Raw genomic sequence first — 26,230 nt, forward strand, 5'->3', positions numbered from 1 at the left:
GGATAAACACCTATCTCTTTTCACATTTTATTCAAAAGGCAAGTAGATGTGCCTGTACAATTCAGGGTTGATTCGAGCACAAAAAAATCCCCCTGCCGCACATTCAGCAGCGGGGGAGGGGGAAGTGTTTTTTCTTATTCTTGGATCTCGTCAACCTTAACAATTGCTTTTCCGAGATTTGCACCTTTAAATAAGTCAAGGAAGGCATCAATCGTATGGTCAAAGCCTTCTGTTACCGTTTCTTCGTATTTTAGCTTGCCTTCGCTCAGCCAGCCTGCAAGTTCTTTTGCACCTTCTCCAAATCGGGAAGAATAGTTGCCAACTGTAAAGCCCTGCATAAGTGAGCTTGTTTTAATTAAATGACCCTGAACACGGGGTCCCAGGTCCTGGTCAACATTATTGTAAGAAGAAATGGCTCCGCAAACAGGAATACGTGCGAAATTATTTAAAAGCGGGAAAACCGCATCTCCAATTTCTCCGCCTACGTTTTCAAAGTAAACATCAATGCCATTTGGACAAGCCTCTTCAAGCGCTTTTGGGACATCTTGTGTTTTGTAGTTAATGGCAGCATCAAAGCCAAGTTCGTCTTTCAGATAGCTGATTTTTTCATCAGAACCAGCGATCCCTACAACTCGTGCGCCTTTAATTTTTGCGATTTGTCCGACAACCGATCCAACAGCCCCGGCAGCCCCGGATACAACAACTGTTTCACCTTCTTGAGGTTTACCAATCTCAAGAAGCCCAAAATAAGCCGTCAAACCCGTCATGCCGAGAACGCTTAAATAAGCTGATGCAGGCGCCTGATGGTGATCTACTTTACGGATGGCATCTTCTTTTACAACAGAGTATTCCTGCCAGCCAAGAGCTCCCAATACAACATCGCCTTTTGAAAAACGGTCTGATTTGGATTCTTCAACTTGTCCAATGACTGCACTTGAGATTACTTCATCCAGTTTAAATGGTTCAACATATGATTTTCCTTCATTCATTCTGCCGCGCAGATAAGGATCTACTGAAATATATTTTGTGCGGATCAGAACTTCTCCTTGTTCAGGAGAATCAATTGGTGCTTCAACTACTTTAAAATCATCGTGTGTAGGTGTTCCTTTTGGACGGTTAATTAAATGAATTTTCTTTTGCATTGTCTTATCCCTCCAGGATTGATTTATGTTTTCAACCCACACTTTACCCCAATTGAACAGTTTATTAAAATAATTTGCCTGATAAAAATGAATTTGTAATTCGTTAGTAAACGCTTGTTCAGTTGAAGGCAACGGACACATGCATAAAAAAGCCAGCCCCATTTTTAGTTGAGGCTGACTTTTTTATCTTACTTATTCTTTTTCATTTTGACCTTATTGATCTCACGCTTTGAAATGATGTCACCATGTGCAGCAAGTTCACGCGCAAATTCTTCGCTTACATTTTTCGGATCAATTTTCATTCCTTTTGGCGTTTGAGGAAGAGATTTTTTATTTTTTGACGGTGTTTGATGATTAGAACGGCTCATAAAAAAACCTCCTTCAGATCATTAAGGTACATCACTAGTATGAGTAAAATCCGCTATTTTATTTGCGGTTTTTGTTCTTTGTTTGTGCATAAAAATGTGCTGGAAAAGCCATAGTACTGCAATAGGAACATTAAGTGGAGGGATTACTTATGGAAAAGCATTCAGACGTAAGCTGGAAAGAAGATCAGGTAATGGTTCAGCTTCATCATTCAGTGGACCATGCTGCAGAAGCTGTGGGGCAGGCTTATACAAACCCTACAAAAGAACGGATTAATGATGCCTTCGAAAAAATTGAAAAAGCAGAACGCAGCTGCAAAAACGCGATTGAATCAAGAGGAAGCAGTGAGCCGGTACTTGAACTGCAAACAAAGCTTGCAAAAAGCAAAGATGAGCTAAACCAGTTGCATTAATTATGGCAATAAAGTAATTCAGCTCATGCGTTGGCAATGGGCTGTTTTTAAATGGAGCGGAGGATATGCACGTATGTCTCTAGCTAAATTATTGATCACAAAGAAAGAAAAGGAATTAATTAAACAATGGTCATTTCAGATCAAAGCAGGAATAAAGCCTCTTTCATTAAAAGAGAAGGGCATCGTTGAAGAAATAAATCACAAAGTCGATCTGCTGAATCTTAATAATCTCACCAGAACGAAAGCGTATTTTGAATTTTATTCTAATCATCCAGAAGTTCATTGGGCATTGCTTGCGCATTTAGTCTCAAGAAACGGCGGTTGGAATATGACGGACTTGAAGGGAAGCCTCCTTGAGAATATTTTCACAACTCATCCGCGGAAAGATTTTTTTATGTTTCTTGAAAAAGCCAATGCATTCATTTTTCACGATGCCTTTCCACAGCTACTGTTATATGAGAAAAGCATGGAAGCAAAAATAAATTATATGCATCTGCTTCCTCAATTTGGTGTATCCGCGTTTATGGAGCCTGTTTGGCAATCATTTTTGCAAAGTGCTAATTCAAAGCTTCTGACGATTGCTTTAATAATAAATGAACAACATTACATTGAATCGCGCCTGATATCCAACCCTTACTACCGTACACATGTGTACGCTTCTTCAATTTTTAAACTTCAGGAGTTTTTTCATTTAAATCATGTAATATTTCCTTATCAGGAAGAGAATCGCATGAAAGTAATCGGTTTGAATGTCAGTCATTTTGCTCCATTAGAACAAAGAATTGAACTAGGAAAAAAATTGTATGGCATGCTGTATAATTCTCCATATCGATTGAAAACCATTTTTCTATTTGCCGCAAATCATCCCCACACAGGATCCAGAGCAGACTATTGGCCGGAACTATTTTCTATAGAGCGTAATCGAGGTGTATGGAGTCCGCAGCTTCAAGCGGTTTGGGAAAATTGTGAACATGCGTATACGAATGAAGATTGGTACCATTCAAGTGAGACATTACCCTATTTTAATGAAGCAGCACTGCCTAAAAAGGATGATATTACAAGGCAATATGCCAATACACTTGCAGTTGTTCGAACGGGGGCATTTCTGCTAAATAAATTTAAGCGCGGCGGTCATACTAAAGAAAGCAAAGGAGTGAAAAATATGGGGCAAAATCATCAATTTAAGCCAGGCCAAAAAGCGCCAAACAATGGATACTATGTTGAGATTGGCGAAACAGGCAGTACTGTCAATGATCCGAACCAAATTAAGCTTAAAGCAGGAGATGAATTTCCAGATACAAAAAATCAAAATCGTGTTTGGATGCCAAAACGCAAGCCGTAAACAAGTACCAGGTCAAGAGATTCTCTTGACCTGGTTTTTTGTCATCAAAACTTTACATTTGTTAACCACACAAAGGTTTCTTAAAACTTGCTATAGTTGAAAACGAGATTAATGCATGTTTTATCCTGCGTGGATGGAAAAAGAAGTAGTTATAAGAGGTAAGAAATGCAGGCATAATTTCTCCTCCCTCCCGTAAACTTGTAAATGTCTGTTTGCTTTTGTTTTGCTTCGCAAGGAAGCGGGTAGAGGTAATACAGTATTTATCAAAAATGGGGGCTGAGTCAATGATCGCAACAAGTTCAAAACTGTTGACAAAAGAACAAATGGAACAGCATGAAAATCTGCCTGAATGGCTGGTGAAAGAATATAAAACATTTGAGGATACCGTAACGGATGCTACGTTTCCTTGCTACTTTGGCATGAAGGGCCAGAAAAAAGGCGAGCTTCGCTATGCTTACGTATCTAGAGAAGACTGGTCTAATCTGCCGGTCGCGCTGGATGAATTTTTGGCATTATTTAATGAAGCGACGAAAATTAAGCACGGATTTTTCGTTTTTGTTGAACCTTTCGAAGAAGAAGGCGAACTAGATAAATATAAACAGCAGTTCTGGGATATTCTTCAGTATCTTCATGAGCAGGATGAAGTTGAATGGCCTGAGGACCATCCAAAGGATCCCGACCATTTTTTGTGGGATTTTCATTTTAAAGGGGAACCGATTTTTGTCTTTGGAAATGCTCCGGCATATAAGCAGCGCAAAACCCGGAACCTTGGAAACGGTCTTGTACTCGGTTTCCAGCCCCGTGCTATTTTCCAGGGACTTGAAGGAACAGAAAAAGGCGGAATTATGTCCCGTGAAAAAGTGCGTGAACGGGTGGAAGAGTGGGATCAGCTTCCAAAACATCCGGACATCAGCCATTACGGCGATCCGGAACATAATGAGTGGAAGCAGTTTTTTATCGGTGACGACATCGAACCGATTAAAGGCAAGTGCCCCTTTATGCATAAAGACTTAAAATAAAAAACCGCCAGTTAGGCGGTTTTTTCTTATGCTTCTTCAGGCAGATTGGATAAACAGAACGATTCAATGGCTGCGTACTCATCGTCCTCAAGCTCAAAGTCCATCGGCTGAGAGGTGGCTTTATCCATTAAATCATATTTTACAATTCCTCTATTGCCATCTTCTACACGGAAAATGACTTTAACGGAGACACCTGTTTCTGTGTATAATTCATCGTCTTCCGGAACATCCAGTTCCAGCATGTATTCATAACGGTCTCCTGTTAAGATACCAAAAGGATCATTAATTTTTTCTACTGTAAATTCTGTGATTTTAATCATATTATCATCCTTTCTCTTTATCTGCTCTTCTTATTATACAGAAAAAAAGGGAGATTGTATTCCTTTTGGTTAAGTATGGAGGAGACTTGGGACAATTGTGTTTCATGGATGGTGCATAAGGGAAAGATACACATACCATATGGAGGTGCTTTAAATGAGACTGCAAGGAAAAAAAGTGATTGCTTTAGTCAGCCCGGATTTTGAAGATCTGGAGCTATGGTATCCGGTTATGCGTCTTCGGGAAGAAGGGGCCGCGGTACATTTAGTTGGAGAAAACAAGGAAGAAAACTATATAGGCAAGTACGGCGTACCGGCTCAATCTGAGTATTCCTTTAAGGAAATTGATCCGTCCGATTATGACGCCATTTTAGTTCCCGGGGGATGGGCTCCGGATAAACTGAGAAGATATCCTGAAGTGCTGGAAATGGTCCGGCATATGGACAAGCACCAAAAACCAATCGGGCAAATTTGCCATGCTGGCTGGGTCCTGATTTCTGCTGGAATTTTACAAGGAAAGCAAGTAACCAGTACACCAGGTATTAAAGATGACATGGTAAATGCAGGAGCAGTCTGGCACGATGAAGCAGTTGTTCGGGACGGTCATATTATCTCAAGCAGACGCCCGCCGGATCTGCCGGAATACGGCAAGGCTTTCGCGGACGTTCTGGCTGAAAAGTAAGAATGACGGCATATCACATCTGCCGGATTTAAATCATATACACTGTGAAGAGGCTAGGGCAGAACTGTGAAAGATGTTTAAATTGAGGTCTTATATATAGTAAGTATGAGGTGAACGGAGCGGAAGGTGGCGACTCCTGCAGGATGTGACGGCAAGCTGAGACCCCGCAAGGCAAAGCCTGGAGGAGGCTCAAGCGCCGTCCCTGCGGAAAGCGGCCGCCTGAAGCGCAGTGAACCGGTTTGAAGAGGTTGAGACATATTTTGTCCCAGCCTCTTTTTTAATGATAAGAATGAAAAATGAATGACATATGCAGCGGCTCTGTCCTACTCAATTTGAGAAAATTGTGATAAAGTTTTTAAAAGACTATTTCGAGTATCAAAGAAAAACAGGCTGCTTTTAAATGAGGCGCGATTGTTTGACTGGAGGAACACAGAATGAAACGGATTTTTCCTTTTTTAACACCCTACCGAATCGCGATCATCATTGCGCTCTCCCTTATGCTGATGGAGCTTGTAGTAGAGCTGATTCAGCCTTTGCTGATTGCCAGGATTATTGATGACGGAATCCTCGAGCAGGATGTTTCGGTTGTAATTCTTTGGGGAAGCGTGCTGATTGGCTGTTCACTTTTAGCCTTTGCAGCAGGTGTAACGAATTCCTTTTATTCGTCTCACGTTAGCCAAAGTTTTGGATTTGACGTAAGGGAAGCGCTATATGACAAGGTTCAGTCATTTTCATTTACCAACTTTAGCAAAACCCCTACTTCATCTCTGATCACTAGACTCACAAATGATGTGACTATGCTGCAAAATACGGTTTTTATGAGTCTGCGGATTATGATGCGTGCACCGCTCTTAGTAATCGGAAGCGTCATTATGGCTCTTTTTGTCAATTGGCGGCTCGCGCTGATTTTAGTTGTAGCTGTTCCGGTTCTTGTCGCGTTTTTATTATTTATCATGCGTAGAGCGGGCGGACTTTTTAAACTTGTTCAGGAACGGGTGGATCATGTAAATAATGTCATGCAGGAGAATCTTGCAGGCATTCGTCTGATTAAAGCGTTCTTAAGAGCGCAGCATGAAATCAAGCGGTTTAAACAATCAAGTGAAGTATTGATGGAAAATACAGTCAAGGCACTCCGGCTGGTGGAAGTGACCATGCCCATCATTCTCCTTGTCATGAATGCAGGGATTCTAGTGATTTTGTGGTACGGCAGTGTTGAAGTGACTACGAATCGGGCGAGTGTAGGGGATGTGGTAGCCGTCGTCAATTATGCAACGCGGATGACAGGCGCTTTATCCATCGTAACGATGATCATTATGGTGTTTTCACGTGCAAAAGCTTCCAGCAACCGAATAGGGGAAGTACTTGAAACGGAAGTGGACTTAATGGATAAAGAAGCAAGTGAAACGCATGTCATTCAAAATGGAAGCATTGAATTTGATAACGTTACGTTTGTTTATCCTGAAACAACTGTAGAAGTTTTGCGCAGCCTCTCCTTTTCAATAGAAGGAGGAAAACGGGTTTCCATTGTAGGGGCTACAGGCTCAGGAAAATCAACGCTTTTTCAACTGATTCCAAGACTGTATGATCTAACAGGTGGAGAAATCCGTATCGACAAGAAAGACATTACCTCCTTTAAACTGGAAAACCTGCGGCAGCAAATCGGTTTCGTTCCTCAAGAGGCCATGCTGTTCACCGGCACAGTAAGGGACAACATTGCATGGGGAGATCAGGACGCAAGCTTTGAGGAGATTCAGGAGGCATGCAAACGAGCTCAAATACACGACACAATTATAAACTTGCCTAAGCAGTATGATACACAGCTCGGCCAAAAAGGGGTCAATCTGTCAGGTGGTCAAAAGCAGCGATTGTCCATTGCAAGAGCCTTAGTGCGAAAACCAGCAATCTTATTAATGGACGACAGCACAAGCGCACTCGATATGAAGACGGAATCAGATCTGCTTGAATCACTAAATGACCTCTCCTGCACCACGATTATGATTACGCAAAAAATCAGTACCACAATGGCCTCAGATCTTATTCTCCTCCTTGATGAAGGAGAACTTTTGGCTATGGGTACGCATAAAGAGCTTCTCAAACGATCTCCGCTGTATATGAAAATTGTAGAATCACAGATCGGAAAGGAGGCGCTTACCCTTGCTCAAAGAAGTCATTAGGCCTTTTCAATATAAAAAAAGATCATTCGCTGAAATCGATCAATCCAATCGGAGTGAACATGATAAGAAAAAGGCTCAGGATCCGGCGGGTACCTTAAAGAAAATTTGGTATTATCTCGCGATGAATAAGGGGAAGCTCTTTCTTGTCATTTTAATGGTCGTAATCAGCTCTGCGATGGCGCTTCTTGGCCCTTTCTTAGTCGGTATGGGAATAGATGACTATATCGTTAATCAGGATGCGGACGGTCTCGTTCAGCTGTTATGGGTGTTGGGTATTATTTATATTGTGCACTCTTTATCCTCCTGGTTTCAGGCGATGTGGATGGTCAGGATCGCTCAAAATACCGTATTCACCATGCGAACCAGATTGTTTAATCATTTGCATAAGCTCCCGATTCCCTTTTTTGATAAGCGTCAGCACGGGGAATTAATGAGCCGGGTAACAAACGATATGGAGAATGTCAGTTCTACATTAAACAGCTCGGTCATTCAAATTGTATCAAGTTTGTTAACGCTGATTGGGACGGCCTCGGTCATGCTCTATTTAAGTCCTCTCCTTACGTTAATAACCCTGCTGGTCATTCCAGCCATGTACTTCGGGTTAAAATGGATCACAAAAAGAACCGGGAGATTGTTTAAGGAGCAGCAGCGAAACTTAGGTGATTTAAATGGATATATTCAAGAGACGTTGTCCGGACAGCGAATTATCAAAACGTTTTCCCAGGAAAAAAAGGTCATTCATCAATTTAAAGAAAAAAATGAAGGACTTCTTCTGGCTGGATTCTGGGCACAGACATTTTCAGGCTTTATTCCTAAGCTTATGAACTTCTTAAACAATTTAAGCTTTGCCATTATCGCATTGATAGGGGGACTTTTAGTCCTAAATGGGGACGAGGTTGTGACCATTGGTGTAATCGTTATTTTTGTTGAGTACTCCCGCCAATTTACCCGTCCGTTAAATGATCTTGCGAACCAATTTAACACGCTGTTATCCGCTATTGCAGGAGCTGAGCGGGTGTTTGATATAATGACTGAAGAGGAAGAACGCAAAGATGAAACGGAAGCCATTCAACTGGATGATCTTAAAGGTGAGGTCGTGTTTTCTCATGTTTCCTTTGCTTATGAAAAAGACGAAGATACACTTACGGATATATCTTTTCACGTATCCCCTGGTCAAACGATCGCATTTGTAGGACCAACAGGAGCGGGCAAGACCACGATGATTAATTTACTTTCCCGTTTTTACGACGTGAACGAAGGTGTCATTTCAATGGATGGAAAAGATATTACGACGATTCAGCGTTCTTCGCTTAGAAGTCACATGGCATTTGTTCTCCAGGATTCATTTCTATTCGAAGGGACCATAAGAGAAAACATTCGTTACGGCCGCTTAACCGCTACAGATCAGGAAGTTGAAAAAGCAGCTGAGCTTGCGAATGCGGCTTCATTTATTCGTAAAATGCCGAAGAAATTTGATACATTGATACAGGTTGACGGGCAGGGGATCAGTCAGGGGCAAAAACAGCTGCTTTCTATTGCAAGAGCTATATTGGCTGATCCGAAAATTCTTGTCCTGGATGAAGCAACAAGCAGCATCGATACCATTACAGAAATTAAAATTCAAGAAGCTCTTCAACGGCTGATGAAAGGACGAACCAGCTTTGTTATTGCCCACAGGCTTAACACAATCCAAAATGCAGATCAAATACTGGTGCTGCAAAATGGCAAGCTGATTGAACAAGGTGACCACGAAAGCCTGATCAGTCAAAAAGGTTTTTATGCCGATCTGCACAACAGTCAGCTGAGAGAAAAAATGATCCTGTAAATTCAGAACCGAAATCCATTAAATCTTTCAAGCGAGTGGATGGTTTTCTTATGAAATTGAATCTGAAAAAGATCCCGCCTATTTTGATAAGCGGGATCTTTTTAGATATAAATCAAACGAAAATGCTTCGAGTAACGATTTACTGTTTTTTTAAGTCCAATCCACTTTCAAATTGTCCTCGTCAAATTCAATCGTAACTTCAGTGACTCCTTTTTGAGCATAGATTAAAAGCTCCAGCCGGTCTTTAATATCATCTGCTTCGGCGATCGTGAGGGTAGAATCGACCTCAACTTCTGCTTCTACATGCAGATGCTCTCCCTCTTTTACTACCTCAATCCGCTGGATATCTTTTACGTGAGAGTCTGACAGGATAATGGCTGCAATATGCTGACGCATTTCTTCGTCGGTTTCTCCAATGGCTCCGCGTGCATTCTCAAGAAATACACGGCCAACCACGTAAAACATCATCAAGCCAATGACAATGGAGGCTATTCCTTCTGCTTGCGCAAGCCCGGTAAAGTACGTAATAAGAACGGCAATAATGGCGATAATACCTCCGCTTGTTGCGACAAGATCCTCCATGAAGACAAGTTTTGTTGCTGGTTTTGCCCGTTTTAAATTCGCAAAGCCAAGTGTCATAACAGCTAAACCACTGCCTTCTTTTCCGGTCTCATGCAACACTTCTTTTGCTGCTTTATAGAGAACGAACATTTCTAGTAAAACGGCAATTCCCAGAACGGTCAAGGTAATCCAGATTCCTGTACTTTCTCCGGGGTGCATAAGATGGTGAATTCCTTCCTTCACCGTTTCATAAGATAAAATTCCAACAATAATAACCGCACCGAGACAAACTAAATTTACAAGCCGGCCAAAACCGCTGGGAAAACGATCTGTCGGTGCTTTTTTGGAAAGAGCGGATCCTATAAAAACAAAAAACTGATTGGCTGCATCTCCGAAAGAATGCATCATTTCTGCAAACATGGCCACATTTCCGGTCAAAATAAATGCACCTAATTTCAAAAAGCCAATAAACGTATTCACAATAGCAGCCATAAATGATGGCTTATTCCCGCCCTTTAGTAATCGAAAAAACTCTGTCATACTTTGTCCTCCTTCTTCATCTTTCTCAATATATATACCCATAATAGCGGAAAGGAGTCTACCTATTTAAATAATTTATTTAGCTGGTCTTACGCAGTAAAGGATAAAAGGGTCAGACCCTTTTATCCTTTACCGTACTATAGTCGTTACCCAATTTCTCTAAACGGTGGTATAATAATAAAATGAATAGGATAGATCGGAGAGTGGATTTTGATGTTAGATAGAACAACAGATAGATGGAAGGAAGCTGGATTTGGGGACTTTAAACCGGTGCAAAAGCGCGTTATTCCGCTTATGATGAATGGAAGCGATGTATTGGTAGAGTCACCGACTGGAACTGGAAAGACGTTGGCTTATTTGATTCCTGTCATTGAGAAGATGGACATTGAAAAAAAACTGCCTCAAACTATTATCCTGGCGCCTTCAAAAGAACTGGCCATGCAAATACTTGACGTAGCGCAGGTCTGGGGAAAGCCAAGTGGTATAAGAGCTGCTTCTATTATTGGAGGAGCCAATCCGAAAAGACAACTTGAGAAATTAAAGAAGCAGCCGCATATTTTAATTGGCACTCCTGGACGCATTTTGGAACTTATTAAACAGAAAAAAATAAAAACACATGAAGTGAAAACCCTTGTGCTGGATGAAGTGGATCAGCTTTTCCTTCCAGAGCATACCCAGGCGATCTCAGACATTATCAAAAGTACTCTGGCAGACCAGCGCCAGCTTGCGATGTTTTCTGCTACACTTCCAAAAGAAATTGAGGACCATGGAAAATCGATTACGAAAAATGCAGAAGTTATCCGAGTGGAACGAGATGCTTCAGAAGCAGCGAATGTGGCACATCAGTATATGGTATGTGAATCACGTGAAAAGATCGATTTAATCCGCCGAATTGTGAGAATGGATTCGATGAAAAAGGAAAAGTCACTGGCATTTATGCGGGAAGTCCGCGATGTTCTTACCGCAACTGAAAAGCTGAATTATAAAAACCTGGAAATTGCACCTTTACACAGCGATTTATCGAAGGAAGAGCGTGCAGCTTCGATGCGAAAGTTTAGGAGTGGAGATCTGCCTCTTATGCTTGCAACCGATGTGGCTACACGAGGACTGGATATTCAGGATGTAACCTATGTCATTCACATGGATGCCGCTGAAGATCTTGATCAGTATATTCACCGCTCAGGCAGGACGGGTAGAGCAGGGGCAAGCGGAACAGTTCTTTCATTTGTATCACCAATGGAGGTTAAACAAATGAAACGCTATGCCCGTGAATTGAATGTAGAGCTTAAAGAAGTATCTATTCAGCGTGGAGATTGGCAGTTTGTAGATTAAAGATCGTTCGAGCATGGTGCTTCAGGTGAGGATTACGTTTCCAGCCTGGCACCATGCTTTTTTGTTGCCTATATTATACAGCCTTGGATATAGAATAGTTGACTTTTTCTTAAGGAAAGATGACAATTTATACTATCGGAAAGACTGTAACTGTAAATAACCGCCCTTTATGAGATACTCTTTATCATAAAAAAGGATGCAGAATGTTGAAGTGAGTTCATGGCTAGTGAAGTTCTGAGAGCTTTATTGTTAAGGTCCATTCTCTTCGGCGATCAAGAGCGGAAATCTTCAAAGACTTCAATGTAATAACTGCTGAACAGCAGGGATCTCGTACCAAATTATATTTCATGGGGACATCGGCCAAAGGGGTGTTAAAAGCATGACTGTAACGTATACTGAATCACTTACTAGAACATTTTTAGCTGGGGATCAGGAGGCAAGCTGGTCCATTATTCGGCAGGCCGTGGATGAAGGAAAAACAACGGATTTTATTTTTAACTATATTATTACACCTTCAATGGTGGAGGTTGGTGTACTGTGGCAGGAGAATGAGATATCTGTTGCAGATGAGCATCTGGCTACAACTACCTGCGACTTTATTCTGGCTAGATATAAATTTGAAATACTCCACGCAAGAATAAGGAAAGCGGACCCGGTTAAAGGGAAGGCTCTATTTTTCTGTGTCGAGAATGAGCAGCATGACCTTGGTATTCGAATGACTGCCCAACTGTTTGAAGAAGAAGGGTATGACGTTAGAATGATAGGGTCAAATCTGCCTTTAGAATATGTAAAGGATATGGCAAGTGTATGGCTGCCTGACGTCGTGGGGGTATCAGCCAGCATGCTTGAGCAGGGAGAAAAAGTTCCTGACTATATTCAAAGCTTGATGGAAACGCTTGAGGAAGCAGAGCTGCTGGTTGGCGGGCGGTATTTATCTCTTCAGGCTGAGGAGGCTTTACATTCGATTCATGACCGGGTTACGATGGTCCGCTCCCCTGAAAGTTTGTCTGAATGGATGATGAACGACGGAAAGGCGGAGAAAAAACGTGAGTAATATTGAAGCGCTCGCTCTGCCCGCTATCATAATGAATAAGGAGATGAAGATTCTTCAATCTTCTGAGGAAGCTTCCGCTCTTTTTGGAGCAGGAGAAAATGTTCTTGACTGGATTGATGGGGAAAGTCAAAAAAAGGCGCAGAAATTCCTGCTTGATTCATCACAGAAAAAAGTTGAATTAAACATGATTACAAAAAACAATCGTGCCGCTCTTATTACGCTTCACCTTAAATGGACGGAAGAAACCTGTTCCATTGTTTTCATAGAGCAGGATGCTTTACTGCTCGACCTGATGACAAAAATAAATGATCATAAGAGACGGCTTCTGGATACCGATATGGAGCTGCTTTTAAAAAATAATGAGCTTAACACCTCGTTTAAAAGAATTCAGGAGTTATCCACTGCTATCATCCACCTTTCTCCTTCCATCATTTTGATTCCGGTATTTGGCGACCTGGATGGGACTTTGCTGGAACAAAGCAAAACGCGGATTCTTTCCCACCTATCTCAATCTTATGTAAATGAATTGATCGTGGATCTGCAGTCAGTAGGAAAAGTAGAAGAAGAGGGGATCAGGCAGCTCATTCAATTGATAGACAATTGTTCCCTGATGGGTGTGAAAACCTATGTTACCGGAGTAAAGCCTGAGCATGCGGATGCATTGAATCGCTCAAATATGCTTGATCATGCTACATTTATTAACACATTAAAGCATACAGTCGCACGCTTGGTGTAAAAAGTCCTGATGAAACCCACCTTTTAAGTAAAGAGCTGTTATGTCATGAAAAATTTATTGATAGGGCGACCAGTTCACTTACCCTTTAGCATCCTAAAGTAAATAAACTGAGCTTGGGACAAATGTGTCTCAAACAGCTGCCATATCCTGCGGGAGTCGCCACCTTCCGCTCCGCTCACCTCATACTTTTGATAATGAAATCGTTCGCCGCCATAATCGCAAAACAACCCGCTATCTAATCCAAAACACAAGTGAAAAAAGGGCACCGTTCATCAAAGATGATTTCCGGTGTCCTTGTATCATTTTATTTAGCTGGGCCTCTTAATCTAAAGTAGAGGGTAGCTTTCATAAAATGATTACAAAATTATTTTCTCTGATCATTTAAATCATCTTCCCATCTCATAAAAATCCATGTGTCCATTTTATTATCAAATTCCTTTGGATATGGATAATGAACATGAGATTGATTTAAAAAGAACGCTGGAAAATGAGCTATGACTTGACCAGTTGCACTATCTAGAGCTTCTATTTCTTCATCAGTGGGTTGGTCTTCGTAGTAATTGATCCAATCAACATTCATTTTTTCAAGATCAATATCAGCTCTTATAGCTCTTAAGTTCTTAGGGACATTTCCAAGTAAACCAACTCTACTGGCAAGAATTAATGTGACTAATAGCTCCTGTTTATTCATTTTTAACCTTCTCTCCATTTTGTCTAATTCCATTTATGCGAGCACCGGTTTCGGAATAATGTGGGTATACATATGGATCTAAATACAGGAGTAACAACTCTTACAAAAAAAACTATGCTTAAAAAAACTCATTTTACACCAAAAAGGTTACCCACTTAAATCCATGTGTTTTTTAATTGGTGAATTAAATAAAAAATCCGAACCAACTCGAATTCTGTATAGAGAATATCGATAATTAGTTCGGATTTTTTTCATTTCAGTTTTTTTATACATCAATATGCGTAAAGGATAAAACATCAAATAAACCGGTGTCAGTCAGCTTCAGTGAAGGAATGACAGGGAGCGCTAGAAATGAAAGAATGGAAAGTAAATTAAACGATGCGTCAGGTGAGACTTGATTAAGCCCGTCAAGAATTGATTGCATATCATGGTGAGCATCCTCCACATTTTTGATGGACATCAATCCGCCTAGACGAAGCTCCATTTCTGCAAGAATGGTTCCGTCCTTAATTACAACCAGTCCTCCCTGATGTTGTTCGAGCCAATCGACCGCTTGCAGGATCGCTTCATCAGAGGTTCCTGCTGCAATCAGGTTATGTGAGTCATGCGAAACCGTTGACGCAATGGCACTGTTTGGTGCTAAATCAAATCCTCTGACAATAGCTGTGCCCACTGTACCAAGTGCCTGGTGGCGTTCTGTCACAATCAGTTTTTGAAGATTTTTAGTGAGCGCAGGATCAAAGAAGCCGTCTGGATCGAGATCTACCTTTTCTTTTGCATGCAGCGTTTTGATTTGACCAGGAATAATCTCAATAATATTGGCGGTCTCATGTTTAGGCTTTACACGGATGGCTTCTTTCGTTAAAGGTTTCAATTGAACAGTATTCGTGCATCCATCCTGACCTTCACCTTTATAGGGCCATTCATTTATCAGCTGAGATCCGTTTGTTACGATTTCTCCGTTCTGAATAACAGTTACGATGTCTACTTCCTCAAGATCAGATAGCAGAATCAGATCTGCCTTCATTCCTGGTGAAATAGCGCCTCTGTCATGCAGTTCATAGCATTGAGCGGCATTCAAAGTCGCCATTTGATAAGCAAGCAGAGGATCGAGGCCAAGTTTAATCGCTTCTTTTACACAGTGGTTGACGCTTCCTTCGTGAATCAGTTCGTCAATATGTTTGTCATCCGTGCAAAAAGAAAATCGGTGAGCGTTTTGTTCGGTGACCGCCTCGATTAAGGCAGGAAGATTTTTTGATCCTGAGCCCTGACGAATCATTACTCTCATCCCCAGCCGAATCCGTTCGAGGGCTTCTTCGGGCGTTGTGCATTCGTGGTCGTTGCGGATGCCTGCTGCTAAATAGCCATTGATTTCATTTACAGATAATCCGGCTAAATGCCCGTCAATGATACCTGTCTGCGAGTGGGCATCGTAAATTTTTTGAATCATGTCCTCATGTGTGTTTATTACGGCAGGATAGTCCATTACTTCAGCAAGACCTAAAACGCGTGGATGGTCATAGAATGGTTTTAAGCTTTCGGCATTCAATAATGCGCCTGCATGCTCAAAAGAAGTGGCTGGTACACTTGATGGAAGAACAAAAAAGAGATCTAAAGGAAGGTCCTCTGAATTTTGAAGCATGTATTGGATTCCTTTTATTCCTAAAACATTAGCAATTTCGTGAGGGTCTGTAATGATCGTCGTTACTCCGTGAGGTAAGATCACTTTTGCAAATTCAGACGGTGTTAGTGTAGTAGATTCAATATGAATGTGACCATCAATAAAACCGGGAGAAACATACAATCCATGAGCATCAATCGTTTTAACTCCTTCATATCCCTCGCCAACAGCAGCAATTGTGCCATTATAAATAGCAATATCACCTGTTGAAATTTCCCTAGTGAATACATTAATGATCCTGCCATTTTTAATAACAAGGTCAGCCGGGCGTCTGTACTGGGAAACTTCAATTCTTTTCGTTAAATCTTCCATAGAGGGGATGGATCGCTTTTGCATAAGGCCTACTCCTTTCAAATCTTCTTTGAAAAATATTCTTCAGAAAAGTATAGGCTGAGAAGGGCAGAAGAGCAAATAATATTTTTTTGTAAATCCTCTTTACTCTTTTGAATAAGGAGCGTAATATTGCTCTCATAGTAAGATTCTAAGTCGCTGAATTTCTTTTTTGGAAAGCGGGGGAACCACACATGCCTTCTTATCAAGGCAAGGGGTGAGGCCTTTTAGTTTTTAAGGCGGGGCTACTCTTCATGCCCTAATCCGACAGCTAACCCCGTAAGCGTTAAGGAGAGAGAATGATGCTTGTGTGCCGTTAACTGACCACAGGATAATTTCCCCGTGGTTTTTTTTTGTGGAAATAAGGAAAAGATGACAGTAATGATTGGTAAAGGATGGGAAAGATGAGAAAACAATTCGCTGTATTAGGTCTTGGCAGCTTTGGCGGTCATTTAGTAGAGGAGTTTTATGAAATAGGGGCAGATGTTTTTGCCATGGATCGCAATGAAGAAGTAGTGGACCGATACAGTCACCTTGCAACACATGTCGTTCACGGCGATGCTCAGGACGAACAGCTGCTGCTTCAGGCAGGTATTCGTAATTTTGACCTGGTAGTTGTGTCATTTGGTGAAAATATAGAAGCCAGTATTTTAACGACCATTATTTTAACGGATATTGGAGTGAAAGAAATCTGGGTGAAAGCATCAAGCTTATATCATCAAAAGGTACTGGAGAAAATTGGTGCAACCCGCGTGATCCGGCCGGAAAAAGATATGGCCAGAAGAATCGCTCACCGGTTAACCTCAGAACACTTTATTGATTATGTTGAGCTCTCTGACGAACATTCGATGGTGGAAATCAAAGCCACTCCAAAGATCGTAGGAAAGACGCTTGCTGCTTTAAATGTAAGAAATAGATTTGGCTGCAACATTGTCGGGATTTACCGTAATCATGACATGCTTGTATCGCCGAGTGGAGATGACAGAGTGCTAGAGGGAGACGTTTTAATCGTTATTGGTGAAAACCGGAAACTTCATCGCTTTGAAAAGCAGGGAGTCTGACAGAGATGAAAAAGAAGGGTACTTTAACACCGCCACAGCTCTTAGTGGCTGTATTTACTTTAAGCATTACAACAGGAACATTGCTGCTGAAGCTTCCTATTTCATACACAGGTGAGCTAAGCTGGGTGGATGCTTTTTTTACCGCTGTATCAGCCATGACCGTAACTGGGCTTGTCGTCGTGGATACGGGAACGGCTTATACGATTTTTGGTCAGGTGGTGATCATGGGCCTGATTCAACTGGGCGGCCTTGGAATTATGACTTTTGCTGTTTTAATTTTCCTTTTATTAGGAAGGAAAATCGGCTTTAAAGAGAGGCTTATTATCCAGCAGTCCTTAAATCAAAATGGCTCAGGGGGCATCATTCGTCTTGCTATTGAGCTTGCAGTATTTGCTTTTATTATAGAGGCTTTTGCTGTTTTATTATTGTCAACTGTATGGGTGCCTGAATTTGGCATGGCAAAAGGGCTTTATTTTAGTTTATTTCATGCGGTATCTGCATTTAATAATGCGGGCTTCGGGCTGAAGGCAGATAGTTTATCCGGCTATGTAAATGATCCTCTTATTAATATTGTGATATCGGCCCTGTTTATACTTGGAGGGATTGGATTTACAGTGCTTATTGATCTTTGGCATTCCCGCTCAGTTAAACAATTGAGCCTGCACACAAAAATCATGGTGCTTGGAACCTTTGTTTTAAACGTGGTGGCGATGCTTTACATTTTTTTAAATGAATATGGCAACCCTCTTACACTTGGGGCGATGGAGCTTGATGGAAAACTGTGGGCATCTTATTTTCAAGCCGTCACTCCACGGACTGCCGGATTTAACACGCTTGATATCGCAAGCATGGACGATTCATCTATTTTATTCATTATTGTTTTAATGTTTATTGGTGCAGGCAGTGCTTCAACCGGAGGCGGAATAAAAGTAACAACCTTTGTGATTATAATGCTGGCCACAGTCTCTTTTTTTAGGAGAAAAGCAGAGATCAATTTATTCAGCCGGCAGATCAAGCAGGAACTGGTCTTTAAATCTCTGGCTATTGCAATGAGCAGCATCTTGCTCGTTACGTTTGCTTTAATGATATTAACTCATACAGAAAGCGGTTTTACCTTTTTGGAAATTGTCTTTGAAACCGTCTCTGCATTTGGAACAGTTGGGTTGTCCATGGGGATTACAGGAAATTTAAGCGAAGCGGGCAAAGTAGTGCTTATCGTGGTGATGTTTGTAGGAAAGCTTGGTCCTCTGACGCTTGCTTTTTCAATTGCAAAACCGGACCACAGCAAAATAAAATATCCGAAAACGGATGTTTTGGCAGGCTAAACAATAAAGTTAATAAGATTAAATAAGCCGCCGTATAGTCCAATTTAGACTATACGGCGGCTTTACATTTTAGGAATTCCCGTATTTTATGAAGAATTATTTCGCAGTTTTTTTAAAGAAATCATTTGAAACCGTCTCGAGCTCCAATTTATCAGAATTACACGGATGAAGAAGTTTTTTAAGCTCCTGCTCAGGGGTGTCAGGATTCAGCCACTTTGAATAGGAATCAGGCTCTAAAATAACCGGCATTCTATCATGGATGGAAGCCATTTTTTCATTCGGTTCAGTAGTCAGGATGGTACAGCTCCGAATCACGCCATCTTCACTTTTCCACGTTTCCCACAGCCCTGCAAAGGTTAGGAGGGAGTCAGCAGATGGTTTGATCGCGTAAGGCTGCTTTTCTTTTGTACTAATTTTTTGCCATTCATAAAAGGAGGATGCCGGGATTAAGCAGCGTTTTTTTTGAAAGGCCCGTTTAAAGCTTGGTTTCTCTGTCACGGTTTCTGATCTGGCGTTAAACGTTTTAAAGCCTATTTTCTCATCCTTCGCAAATGGCGGAATAAGTCCCCAGCGAAATTGAACCGGATAGCGAATCGCATCCACTTCTACAACCGCTGTCACCGGTTGAGACGGAGCAATATTCGTGCCTGTCACATATTCAAAGTCTTCTCTCATTTCAAATTCGTAATGCGCCTTCAAATCTGCAAGTGCCTCTATTAGCGAAAAACGTCCGCACATAAACACCGCTCCCCTCCTATTTATATCCTTTTATTTTAACAAATAAAAAGGGAAATACAAAATGGTCCTTATATAATAATTTGAAAATACTGATAATAAACAATAGTTAGACTTTTGGGTTTAATTGGGTAATTGCTTGTAATACTTCGTTCTACGAAGGATAATAGAAAAGAATCTTTTACATATATAGGGGGACATTTCAATGAAGAAATTTTGGTTAATTTCAGCAATGACTGCAACACTAGCTTTAGCTGCGTGTTCATCCGAGGACACAACAAACGAAGCAGCAGAAGAAGAAAACGAAACAGCGGAGGAAGTAATGACAGAAGACCCCGCTGAAGAAACAGAAGAACCGTCACTTTACGTAATTGGAGATGAAGCAGAAGTAAATGGAGCGGTGATGACCGTTACTCAAGCACAGGTTGTGGAGGAAATTGACGAATCTCAGAGAGTTTACGAAATCACACTAAATGTGACGAATGATTCAGATGAGGATATTAGCCTAACAAACGAAAACTTTACTCTGCTGGACTGGGCAGATGAAGAAAAAGAATTGCACGGAGAAGAAGTAGACTTGACCGTATCATCCGGTGAGTCTGCAGAAGCATCTTTTCAATACGCAGCATCTGCTTCTACCGCATTCAAATTTATGGGAACGATTGAAGATCAAGAAGTGGAATGGCGTCTGCCAGGCATCACCGCTCTGGACTAATCAACCGAAAAAGAATTTCGCTGTTGACAGAACAAACCCCATCTAGTAGAGTAATCGTAATTAATTAAATAGTTTGGATTCTTATCAAGAGAGGTGGAGGGAACAGGCCCTGCGAAACCTCAGCAACCTTCATGAACAACACTTCATGAAAAGGTGCTAACTCCAGCTTGCACCCCTAAACGTGCAAGGAAGATAAGGAGAGTTGTAAACAAAACCTACAGGTCTTCTTATTTTAAATAAGAAGGCTTTTTTAATTTAAAAGCTGAAGGCGCTCGTCCAGCTCCGACAAGCATAAGACGCGGTGGCCAAGCAGGCATGCCCTTCGCCTGCTGGGACAGCGTGACTTATGACCTCGAGGAGCTAGCAAGAAGCTCGCGTCTAAATGCGAAAAACAGATCTGCTCCAATAAAAAACGGCTAAAGGCCAGAGTGAGAGGGAGAGGAGAATGAAGATGAAGCTGACAGATGCGCTTAAGGAAAAAATACTGGTCGCAGATGGTGCGATGGGGACATTGCTCTACTCTTATGGAACAGATCAGTGCTTTGAAGAACTAAATATTTCACAAGCGGAACATATTCAGCAGATTCATTCTGCTTATATAGATGCGGGAGCGGATGTGATCCAGACCAATACATACGGGGGCAATTATCTGAAATTGGAAAGATACGGCCTGGAGGATCATGTGAAAGAAATTAATAGTGCAGCGGTCCGTAACGCAAAAGCTGCAGCTAAAATAGACACTCATGTGCTCGGAACCATCGGCGGCATCAGAAGTATTCGCCCTCAATCTATAGAACTCGATGAAATTAAACGAACATTCAGAGAACAACTGTATTGTTTGCTTCTTGAAGGGGTGGACGGACTGCTGCTTGAAACGTATTACGACCTTGAAGAGCTGTCAACGGTCGTAGAGATTGCGCGTAAAGCAACAGATTTGCCGATTATCGCACAGGTGTCCCTGCAAGAGGTGGGTGTGCTTCAGGATGGAACGTCCGTTGCTGCTGCGCTAAAACAGCTGGAAGAGCTTGGGGCAGATGGAGTAGGAATGAATTGCCGGCAAGGCCCGTTTCATATGCTTCAATCCCTAGAACGTGTTCCGCTGCCAAAGCATGGATTTTTATCCGCTTATCCTAATGCCAGTCTGCCTTCTTTTACTGACGGCGGACTGCAGTACAATAATAACCCTGAATACTTTGGAGAAATGGCAAAATCGTTTCAGGCTCAGGGCGTACGACTATTAGGCGGCTGCTGCGGAACGACACCGGATCATACTCGTGCCTTTGCAAAAGCGCTGAAGGGTGCTGTCCCTATCATCGAAAAGAAAATAAGTGAGCCTGAACCGAAAATTGAAGTGAGGTCAAAAGCATTAGATCTTCCTGAATCGCTGCCTTCTATTGTAGCATCACGGCCTTCTGTAGTCGTTGAGCTGGACCCTCCTAAGAAACTGAACACAGAAGCGTTCATGAGAGGAGCTAAAGCACTAACAGAAGCGGGAGCAGATGCCATCACGCTTGCTGATAATTCACTTGCAAGCCCAAGAGTCTCAAATGAGTCACTTGGTCATTTAATTAAAGAAAAAATTGGGGCAAGACCGCTTGTTCATATTACCTGCCGGGATCGGAATTTAATTGGTTTGCAATCTCATTTGATGGGCCTTCATACCCTCGGTTTACATGATCTGCTTGCGGTTACAGGTGATCCAACGAAAGTAGGAGACTTTCCTGGAGCAACTTCCGTTTATGACGTCTCTTCCTTTGAGCTGATTGAAATGATCAGCCAGCTGAATCGCGGAGTTTCCATGTCAGGAAAGGATTTAGGCGAATCTACTTCTTTTTCAATCGGTGCTGCCTTTAATCCGCATGTAAAAAGTGTTGAGCGAGCCGTTTTGAGAATGGAGAAAAAAATTGCGGCTGGCGCGGATTACTTTATGAGTCAGCCGGTTTTTTCCCAGGAAAAATTGCTTGATGTATATGAGCACACGAAACATATAGAAAAACCGATGTACATTGGATTAATGCCGCTAACGAGCAGCCGCAATGCCGAGTTTCTTCATAATGAAGTACCTGGCATTAAACTGTCAGATGAAGTTCGCGAGCGAATGGCCAACGTATCTTCTGACAAAGAACAATCCGCTAAAGAAGGAATTGCCATTACCAAATCTCTCATCGATGCAGCACTGGAGCTTTTTAACGGAATTTATTTAATCACTCCGTTTATGCGCTATGAAGTGACTGCTGAGCTGACGAAATACGCAAACAAACAAGCTGCAAAAAGAGCCGGAGGGATTCACAATGTGTCCAACATTATTCACTGATCAACTGAAGAAGAAAATCCTTATTATGGATGGAGCAATGGGCACGATGCTGCAGGAAGCTCAATTAAGTGAGGAGGACTTTGGAGGAGAAGAGTTTGAAGGGTGCAATGAAAACCTGAACCGAACAAGGCCGGATGTTATTGAACGGATTCATGATGCTTATTTTGAAGCAGGAGCAGACATCGTTGAAACAAATACATTTGGCAGTATGAGTGTCGTGCTTGAAGAATACGACATTTCACAGGATGCCTATGAATTAAGCAGACTCGGGGCAGAGATTGCGAGGCGCTCTGCCGATAGATGGTCAACAGATGATCGTCCCAGATTTGTTGCGGGCTCGATGGGTCCGACAACCAAGACGCTCAGTGTTACCGGCGGAACAACGTTTGACGATTTGACCTCTTCTTATGCTGAGCAGGCTGCGGGATTGATTGATGGCGGTGCTGATCTGCTTCTTGTTGAAACAAGCCAGGATTTACTGAACGTAAAATGTGCCTTTATCGGAATTCAGCAGGCATTTGAACAATCCGGAAAAGAACTGCATGTGATGATCTCAGGAACAATCGAACCCATGGGAACCACACTGGCCGGGCAAACGATAGAGGCATTTTATATTAGTGTCGAACATATGAATCCAGTTTCAGTTGGATTAAATTGTGCCACCGGTCCTGAGTTTATGCAGGATCATATTCGTTCACTTTCTGATCTAAGCAATTCCTATGTCAGCTGTTACCCAAACGCCGGACTGCCTGATGAAGAAGGGCATTATCATGAGACCCCACAATCTTTGGCTAAAAAGCTGGAAGGTTTTGCTGAAAAAGGCTGGTTAAATATTGTTGGAGGCTGCTGCGGGACGACACCTGCTCATACTAAAGCTCTGTCAGAAACAATGGCTGCCTATCAGCCGAGAGTTTTTGAGAAAAAACAGGTTCATACGGTATCTGGAATTGAACCGCTTGTTTACGATGATCCCTCCATGCGTCCGCTGATGATAGGAGAACGGACCAATGTAATTGGTTCTCGAAAATTCAAAAGATTGATCGCGGAAGGAAAAATCGAAGAAGCATCTGAAATTGCCCGTGCTCAAGTAAAAGGCGGCGCCCATGTTATAGATATCTGTCTGGCTGACCCTGACCGTGAAGAAAGTGAGGACATGGAGCAGTTTATTCAGGAAGTTGTTAAAAAAGTGAAGGTGCCGCTGGTGATCGATTCAACTGATGAAGCGGTGATTGAGCAGGCACTTAAGTATTCTCAAGGAAAAGCCATTATTAATTCCATTAACTTAGAAGATGGGCTTGAGCGTTTTGATGCCGTGATTCCTCTTGTGAAAAAGTTCGGAGCAGCTGTTGTAGTGGGAACGATCGATGAAATAGGCATGGGAGTTACAATAGAACGAAAACTTGAGATCGCTAAGCGCTCCTACAGTATTTTAGTCGATGAGTACGGAGTGAATCCTTCAGATATTATTTTTGACCCTCTCGTTTTTCCGGTCGGAACAGGGGATGAGCAGTATATTGGTTCAGCTAAAGCCACTGTGGAAGGAATCAAGGCCATTAAAGAAGCGCTGCCTCTTGTGCAAACGACCCTCGGCATCTCCAATGTATCCTTTGGACTGCCGCCGGTTGGCAGAGAAGTTCTAAATGCTGTGTTCCTCTATCATTGCACACAGGCAGGTCTTGACTACGCCATTGTGAATACAGAAAAGCTTGAACGGTTTGCATCGATTTCTGAAGAAGAAATTAAGCTGGCTGAAGAGCTGTTGTTTGACACTACGGACGAATCATTGGCGACCTTCACAGAATTCTACCGCGGCAAGAAAAAAGAATCAAAATCAGCAATGCCTGATATGACACTTGAAGAACGTCTGGCTTATTATGTGGTCGAGGGAACGAAGGAAGGACTTTTACTGGATCTGGAGCTGGCTTTAGGAGAGTATGACGCTCCACTTGGCATTATAAACGGTCCGCTGATGACAGGTATGAAAGAAGTAGGCAGATTGTTTAACGATAACCAGCTGATCGTGGCGGAGGTTTTGCAAAGTGCAGAAGTAATGAAAGCATCCGTTGCCTTTCTTGAACCTCATATGGAAGCATCCGATGCCTCTTCATCAAAAGGTAAAGTCCTGCTGGCCACTGTAAAAGGGGACGTTCATGATATTGGGAAAAATCTGGTGGACATTATTTTAAGCAATAATGGCTATGAGGTAGTCGATCTTGGAATTAAAGTTACACCTCCTGTTCTGATTGAAGCCATTAAAAAAGAAAAACCCGATATTATCGGTCTTTCAGGTCTTCTGGTAAAATCTGCTCAGCAGATGGTGATTACAGCAAGCGATATGAGAGAAGAAGGCATGGAGATTCCGATTCTAGTTGGCGGTGCGGCTCTTTCGAGGAAATTTGTTGATACGAAAATATCGCAAAATTACGAAGGACTTGTATTATATGCAAAAGATGCGATGAACGGATTGACTCTCGCAAATCAGCTGCAGGATGAACTTGAGCGGCAGCAGTTAGTAGAAGAACGGCGACTGAAAAAAGAAGCGGTAGCTAATGCAGCAGTGGCAGAACCAGAGAATAAAACGGTAACAGCTGTAAAAACAAAGCCTGCTGTCAGTCACAATGTTCCGGTTTTTACACCTACTGACTTAAAGCGGAGAGTGCTAAATTCCTATTCAGTGGCGCATGTAGAAGCTTATATTAATCTGCAGATGCTCATTGGCCACCATCTTGGTGTGAAAGGCAAGGTTTCACGCCTGCTTGCTGAAAAAGATGAGAAAACAATTAAAATTAAAACAGTCGTGGATGACCTGATCTCAGAAGTAAAAGCAGAGTCCCTTATTCAGCCGGCGGCAGTGTATCAGTTTTTCCCTGCTCAAAGCGACGGTGATGATGTCGTAATTTATGACCCTGAAAATCCGGAGAAGGAAATAGAACGATTTACTTTCCCACGTCAGCCGAGAGAACCCTTCTTATGTCTTGCTGATTATTTAAAGTCAGTGGAGAGCGGAGTTATGGATTACGTCGGATTCTTCTCTGTAACCGCAGGCCGCGGAATTAGGGAAAAAGCACAGATTTATAAAGAACAAGGACGATTTCTTGAAAGTCATGCTCTGCAATCTCTTGCTCTTGAAACAGCAGAAGGATTTGCTGAGCTATTACACCAGCAGATGAGAGATCGCTGGGGATTCCCGGATCCGGTTGATTTTACCATGCAGGAACGGTTCAGTGCGAAATACCAAGGCCAGCGTTTTTCTTTCGGATACCCAGCTTGTCCAAATCTGGAAGATCAGGAGAAATTATTTAAGCTGCTCAGACCAGAAGAAATTGGCGTAGAGTTAACCGATGGCTATATGATGGAGCCTGAAGCTTCTGTTTCAGCGATTGTATTCGCTCATCCTGAAGCCAGATATTTCAATGTGCTTTAACGCAATTCTGATGTTTTTTTAAGAAGACCGGTTCATTTCCGTTTCAGGCGTATGCTTTTTAGCGGGGCGGGAGGTGAGCCTGTTTGATGCTCCCGCATCTTCACAGTCTCACCCTTCCCGCTGCATCCCGCTGGAGTCGACGCCTTCCACTGCAATGAACCTATTCTTTTTTACTATATCATCAAAATAGAATAGCTTTATCTATAGCTTTCTAATAAATAGTTAGAACAATAACGCTCTTTCAGTTGTTTTTAAAAAGAGGGACCGGTTCATTTCCGTTTCAGGCGGATGCTTTTTAGCGGGACGGGAGGTGAGACTGTCTGATGCTGCTGCATCTTCCCAGTCTCACCTTATTTTTATAAAAAAGTACTTTGCTAATAGACAAAAATGAAGAGGGTGGGACCTATTGGCCCCATCCTCTTCATTTTTAATTTAAACATTACATTATAGCG

At 42.1% G+C, this 26,230-nt stretch carries 21 protein-coding genes and 2 riboswitches; of the genes, 14 read left to right on the plus strand and 7 right to left on the minus strand.

From position 1 onward, the window contains the following. Window positions 1–134: 134 nt before the first annotated feature. Together KR50_RS11405 and KR50_RS11410 are read right to left on the minus strand one after the other, a co-directional pair. The gene (locus KR50_RS11405; protein WP_041058514.1) at window positions 135–1,142 is read right to left on the minus strand and encodes an NADP-dependent oxidoreductase; all 1,008 of its coding nucleotides are present in this window, start codon (window positions 1,140–1,142) and stop codon (window positions 135–137) included. Window positions 1,143–1,330: 188 nt separating this feature from the next. Then, entirely contained in the window at window positions 1,331–1,510 is a 180-nt protein-coding gene (locus KR50_RS11410; protein ID WP_041058517.1) for a YfhD family protein, read from the minus strand. A 149-nt stretch (window positions 1,511–1,659) separates the two neighbouring features. On the opposite strand from KR50_RS11410, the gene KR50_RS11415 reads away from it, so the two are divergent. The 3 genes from KR50_RS11415 to KR50_RS11425 all read left to right on the plus strand — a co-directional run bounded on the left by KR50_RS11415 (window position 1,660) and on the right by KR50_RS11425 (window position 4,281). Then, window positions 1,660–1,920, plus strand: coding sequence for a hypothetical protein (locus KR50_RS11415; protein ID WP_041058519.1), 261 nt, complete (start codon window positions 1,660–1,662; stop codon window positions 1,918–1,920). A 73-nt stretch (window positions 1,921–1,993) separates the two neighbouring features. Continuing rightward, complete coding sequence (locus KR50_RS11420) at window positions 1,994–3,262, plus strand: YjzC family protein (RefSeq protein ID WP_052477027.1); 1,269 nt, start codon at window positions 1,994–1,996, stop codon at window positions 3,260–3,262. Window positions 3,263–3,546: 284 nt separating this feature from the next. After that, a complete protein-coding gene (locus tag KR50_RS11425; RefSeq protein ID WP_041058522.1) occupies window positions 3,547–4,281 on the plus strand; it encodes a YqcI/YcgG family protein in 735 nt (244 codons plus the stop codon). Between the two features lie 26 nt (window positions 4,282–4,307). Here KR50_RS11425 and KR50_RS11430 read toward each other — a convergent pair whose 3' ends face one another. Then, the gene (locus KR50_RS11430; RefSeq protein ID WP_041058524.1) at window positions 4,308–4,601 is read right to left on the minus strand and encodes a DUF6509 family protein; all 294 of its coding nucleotides are present in this window, start codon (window positions 4,599–4,601) and stop codon (window positions 4,308–4,310) included. 154 nt (window positions 4,602–4,755) lie between these two features. Between KR50_RS11430 and KR50_RS11435 the strand changes: the two genes are divergently transcribed. From KR50_RS11435 to KR50_RS11445, 3 genes are all read left to right on the plus strand, one after another. After that, window positions 4,756–5,280 (plus strand): type 1 glutamine amidotransferase domain-containing protein, encoded by a 525-nt coding sequence (locus KR50_RS11435; RefSeq protein WP_041058527.1) that lies wholly within the window; start codon window positions 4,756–4,758, stop codon window positions 5,278–5,280. Window positions 5,281–5,714: 434 nt separating this feature from the next. Further along, window positions 5,715–7,454: an ABC transporter ATP-binding protein gene (locus KR50_RS11440; RefSeq protein ID WP_041058530.1), complete on the plus strand. Its 1,740-nt coding sequence runs from the start codon at window positions 5,715–5,717 to the stop codon at window positions 7,452–7,454. Further along, window positions 7,435–9,279, plus strand: coding sequence for an ABC transporter ATP-binding protein (locus KR50_RS11445; RefSeq protein WP_041058533.1), 1,845 nt, complete (start codon window positions 7,435–7,437; stop codon window positions 9,277–9,279). The genes KR50_RS11440 and KR50_RS11445 overlap by 20 nt, the downstream gene beginning before the upstream one ends. 150 nt (window positions 9,280–9,429) lie before the next feature. Here the strand turns inward: KR50_RS11445 and KR50_RS11450 are convergent, their stop codons facing one another. Next, window positions 9,430–10,380 carry a cation diffusion facilitator family transporter gene (locus KR50_RS11450; RefSeq protein ID WP_041058536.1) on the minus strand — a complete coding sequence of 317 codons (951 nt, stop codon included), beginning with the start codon at window positions 10,378–10,380 and terminating at the stop codon, window positions 9,430–9,432. A 213-nt stretch (window positions 10,381–10,593) separates the two neighbouring features. On the opposite strand from KR50_RS11450, the gene KR50_RS11455 reads away from it, so the two are divergent. From KR50_RS11455 to KR50_RS11465, 3 genes are all read left to right on the plus strand, one after another. Continuing rightward, window positions 10,594–11,712 carry a DEAD/DEAH box helicase gene (locus KR50_RS11455; RefSeq protein ID WP_041058538.1) on the plus strand — a complete coding sequence of 373 codons (1,119 nt, stop codon included), beginning with the start codon at window positions 10,594–10,596 and terminating at the stop codon, window positions 11,710–11,712. A 379-nt stretch (window positions 11,713–12,091) separates the two neighbouring features. Beyond that, the gene (locus tag KR50_RS11460) at window positions 12,092–12,766 is read left to right on the plus strand and encodes a cobalamin B12-binding domain-containing protein (protein WP_052477029.1); all 675 of its coding nucleotides are present in this window, start codon (window positions 12,092–12,094) and stop codon (window positions 12,764–12,766) included. Next, the gene (locus KR50_RS11465) at window positions 12,759–13,502 is read left to right on the plus strand and encodes an STAS domain-containing protein (protein ID WP_041058540.1); all 744 of its coding nucleotides are present in this window, start codon (window positions 12,759–12,761) and stop codon (window positions 13,500–13,502) included. Before KR50_RS11460 ends, KR50_RS11465 begins: the two co-directional genes overlap by 8 nt. 364 nt (window positions 13,503–13,866) lie before the next feature. On the opposite strand, the gene KR50_RS11470 is transcribed toward KR50_RS11465, so the two are convergent. Together KR50_RS11470 and ade are read right to left on the minus strand one after the other, a co-directional pair. Next, entirely contained in the window at window positions 13,867–14,193 is a 327-nt protein-coding gene (locus KR50_RS11470; RefSeq protein WP_041058543.1) for a hypothetical protein, read from the minus strand. Window positions 14,194–14,458: 265 nt separating this feature from the next. Continuing rightward, a complete protein-coding gene (gene ade, locus KR50_RS11475) occupies window positions 14,459–16,210 on the minus strand; it encodes an adenine deaminase (RefSeq protein WP_052477030.1) in 1,752 nt (583 codons plus the stop codon). A gap of 141 nt (window positions 16,211–16,351) precedes the next feature. Continuing rightward, window positions 16,352–16,505: riboswitch (cyclic di-AMP (ydaO/yuaA leader) on the plus strand. Window positions 16,506–16,608: 103 nt separating this feature from the next. Between ade and KR50_RS11480 the strand changes: the two genes are divergently transcribed. Next, entirely contained in the window at window positions 16,609–17,265 is a 657-nt protein-coding gene (locus KR50_RS11480) for a potassium channel family protein (RefSeq protein ID WP_041058545.1), read from the plus strand. 5 nt (window positions 17,266–17,270) lie between these two features. After that, window positions 17,271–18,590 (plus strand): TrkH family potassium uptake protein, encoded by a 1,320-nt coding sequence (locus KR50_RS11485; RefSeq protein ID WP_041058548.1) that lies wholly within the window; start codon window positions 17,271–17,273, stop codon window positions 18,588–18,590. A 96-nt stretch (window positions 18,591–18,686) separates the two neighbouring features. Here the strand turns inward: KR50_RS11485 and KR50_RS11490 are convergent, their stop codons facing one another. Then, window positions 18,687–19,328 carry an SOS response-associated peptidase gene (locus KR50_RS11490; protein ID WP_041058777.1) on the minus strand — a complete coding sequence of 214 codons (642 nt, stop codon included), beginning with the start codon at window positions 19,326–19,328 and terminating at the stop codon, window positions 18,687–18,689. Window positions 19,329–19,530: 202 nt separating this feature from the next. On the opposite strand from KR50_RS11490, the gene KR50_RS11495 reads away from it, so the two are divergent. The 3 genes from KR50_RS11495 to metH all read left to right on the plus strand — a co-directional run bounded on the left by KR50_RS11495 (window position 19,531) and on the right by metH (window position 25,778). Further along, window positions 19,531–20,040, plus strand: coding sequence for a hypothetical protein (locus KR50_RS11495; protein ID WP_041058550.1), 510 nt, complete (start codon window positions 19,531–19,533; stop codon window positions 20,038–20,040). Window positions 20,041–20,118: 78 nt separating this feature from the next. Next, a riboswitch (SAM riboswitch) is annotated at window positions 20,119–20,239 on the plus strand. Between the two features lie 252 nt (window positions 20,240–20,491). After that, window positions 20,492–22,354 carry a bifunctional homocysteine S-methyltransferase/methylenetetrahydrofolate reductase gene (locus KR50_RS11500; RefSeq protein WP_041058552.1) on the plus strand — a complete coding sequence of 621 codons (1,863 nt, stop codon included), beginning with the start codon at window positions 20,492–20,494 and terminating at the stop codon, window positions 22,352–22,354. After that, window positions 22,332–25,778 (plus strand): methionine synthase, encoded by a 3,447-nt coding sequence (gene metH, locus KR50_RS11505; RefSeq protein ID WP_041058556.1) that lies wholly within the window; start codon window positions 22,332–22,334, stop codon window positions 25,776–25,778. Before KR50_RS11500 ends, metH begins: the two co-directional genes overlap by 23 nt. The last annotated feature ends 452 nt before the right edge of the window (window positions 25,779–26,230 follow it).

Source organism: Jeotgalibacillus campisalis (assembly GCF_000829515.1).
Taxonomy (GTDB): domain Bacteria; phylum Bacillota; class Bacilli; order Bacillales; family Jeotgalibacillaceae; genus Jeotgalibacillus; species Jeotgalibacillus campisalis.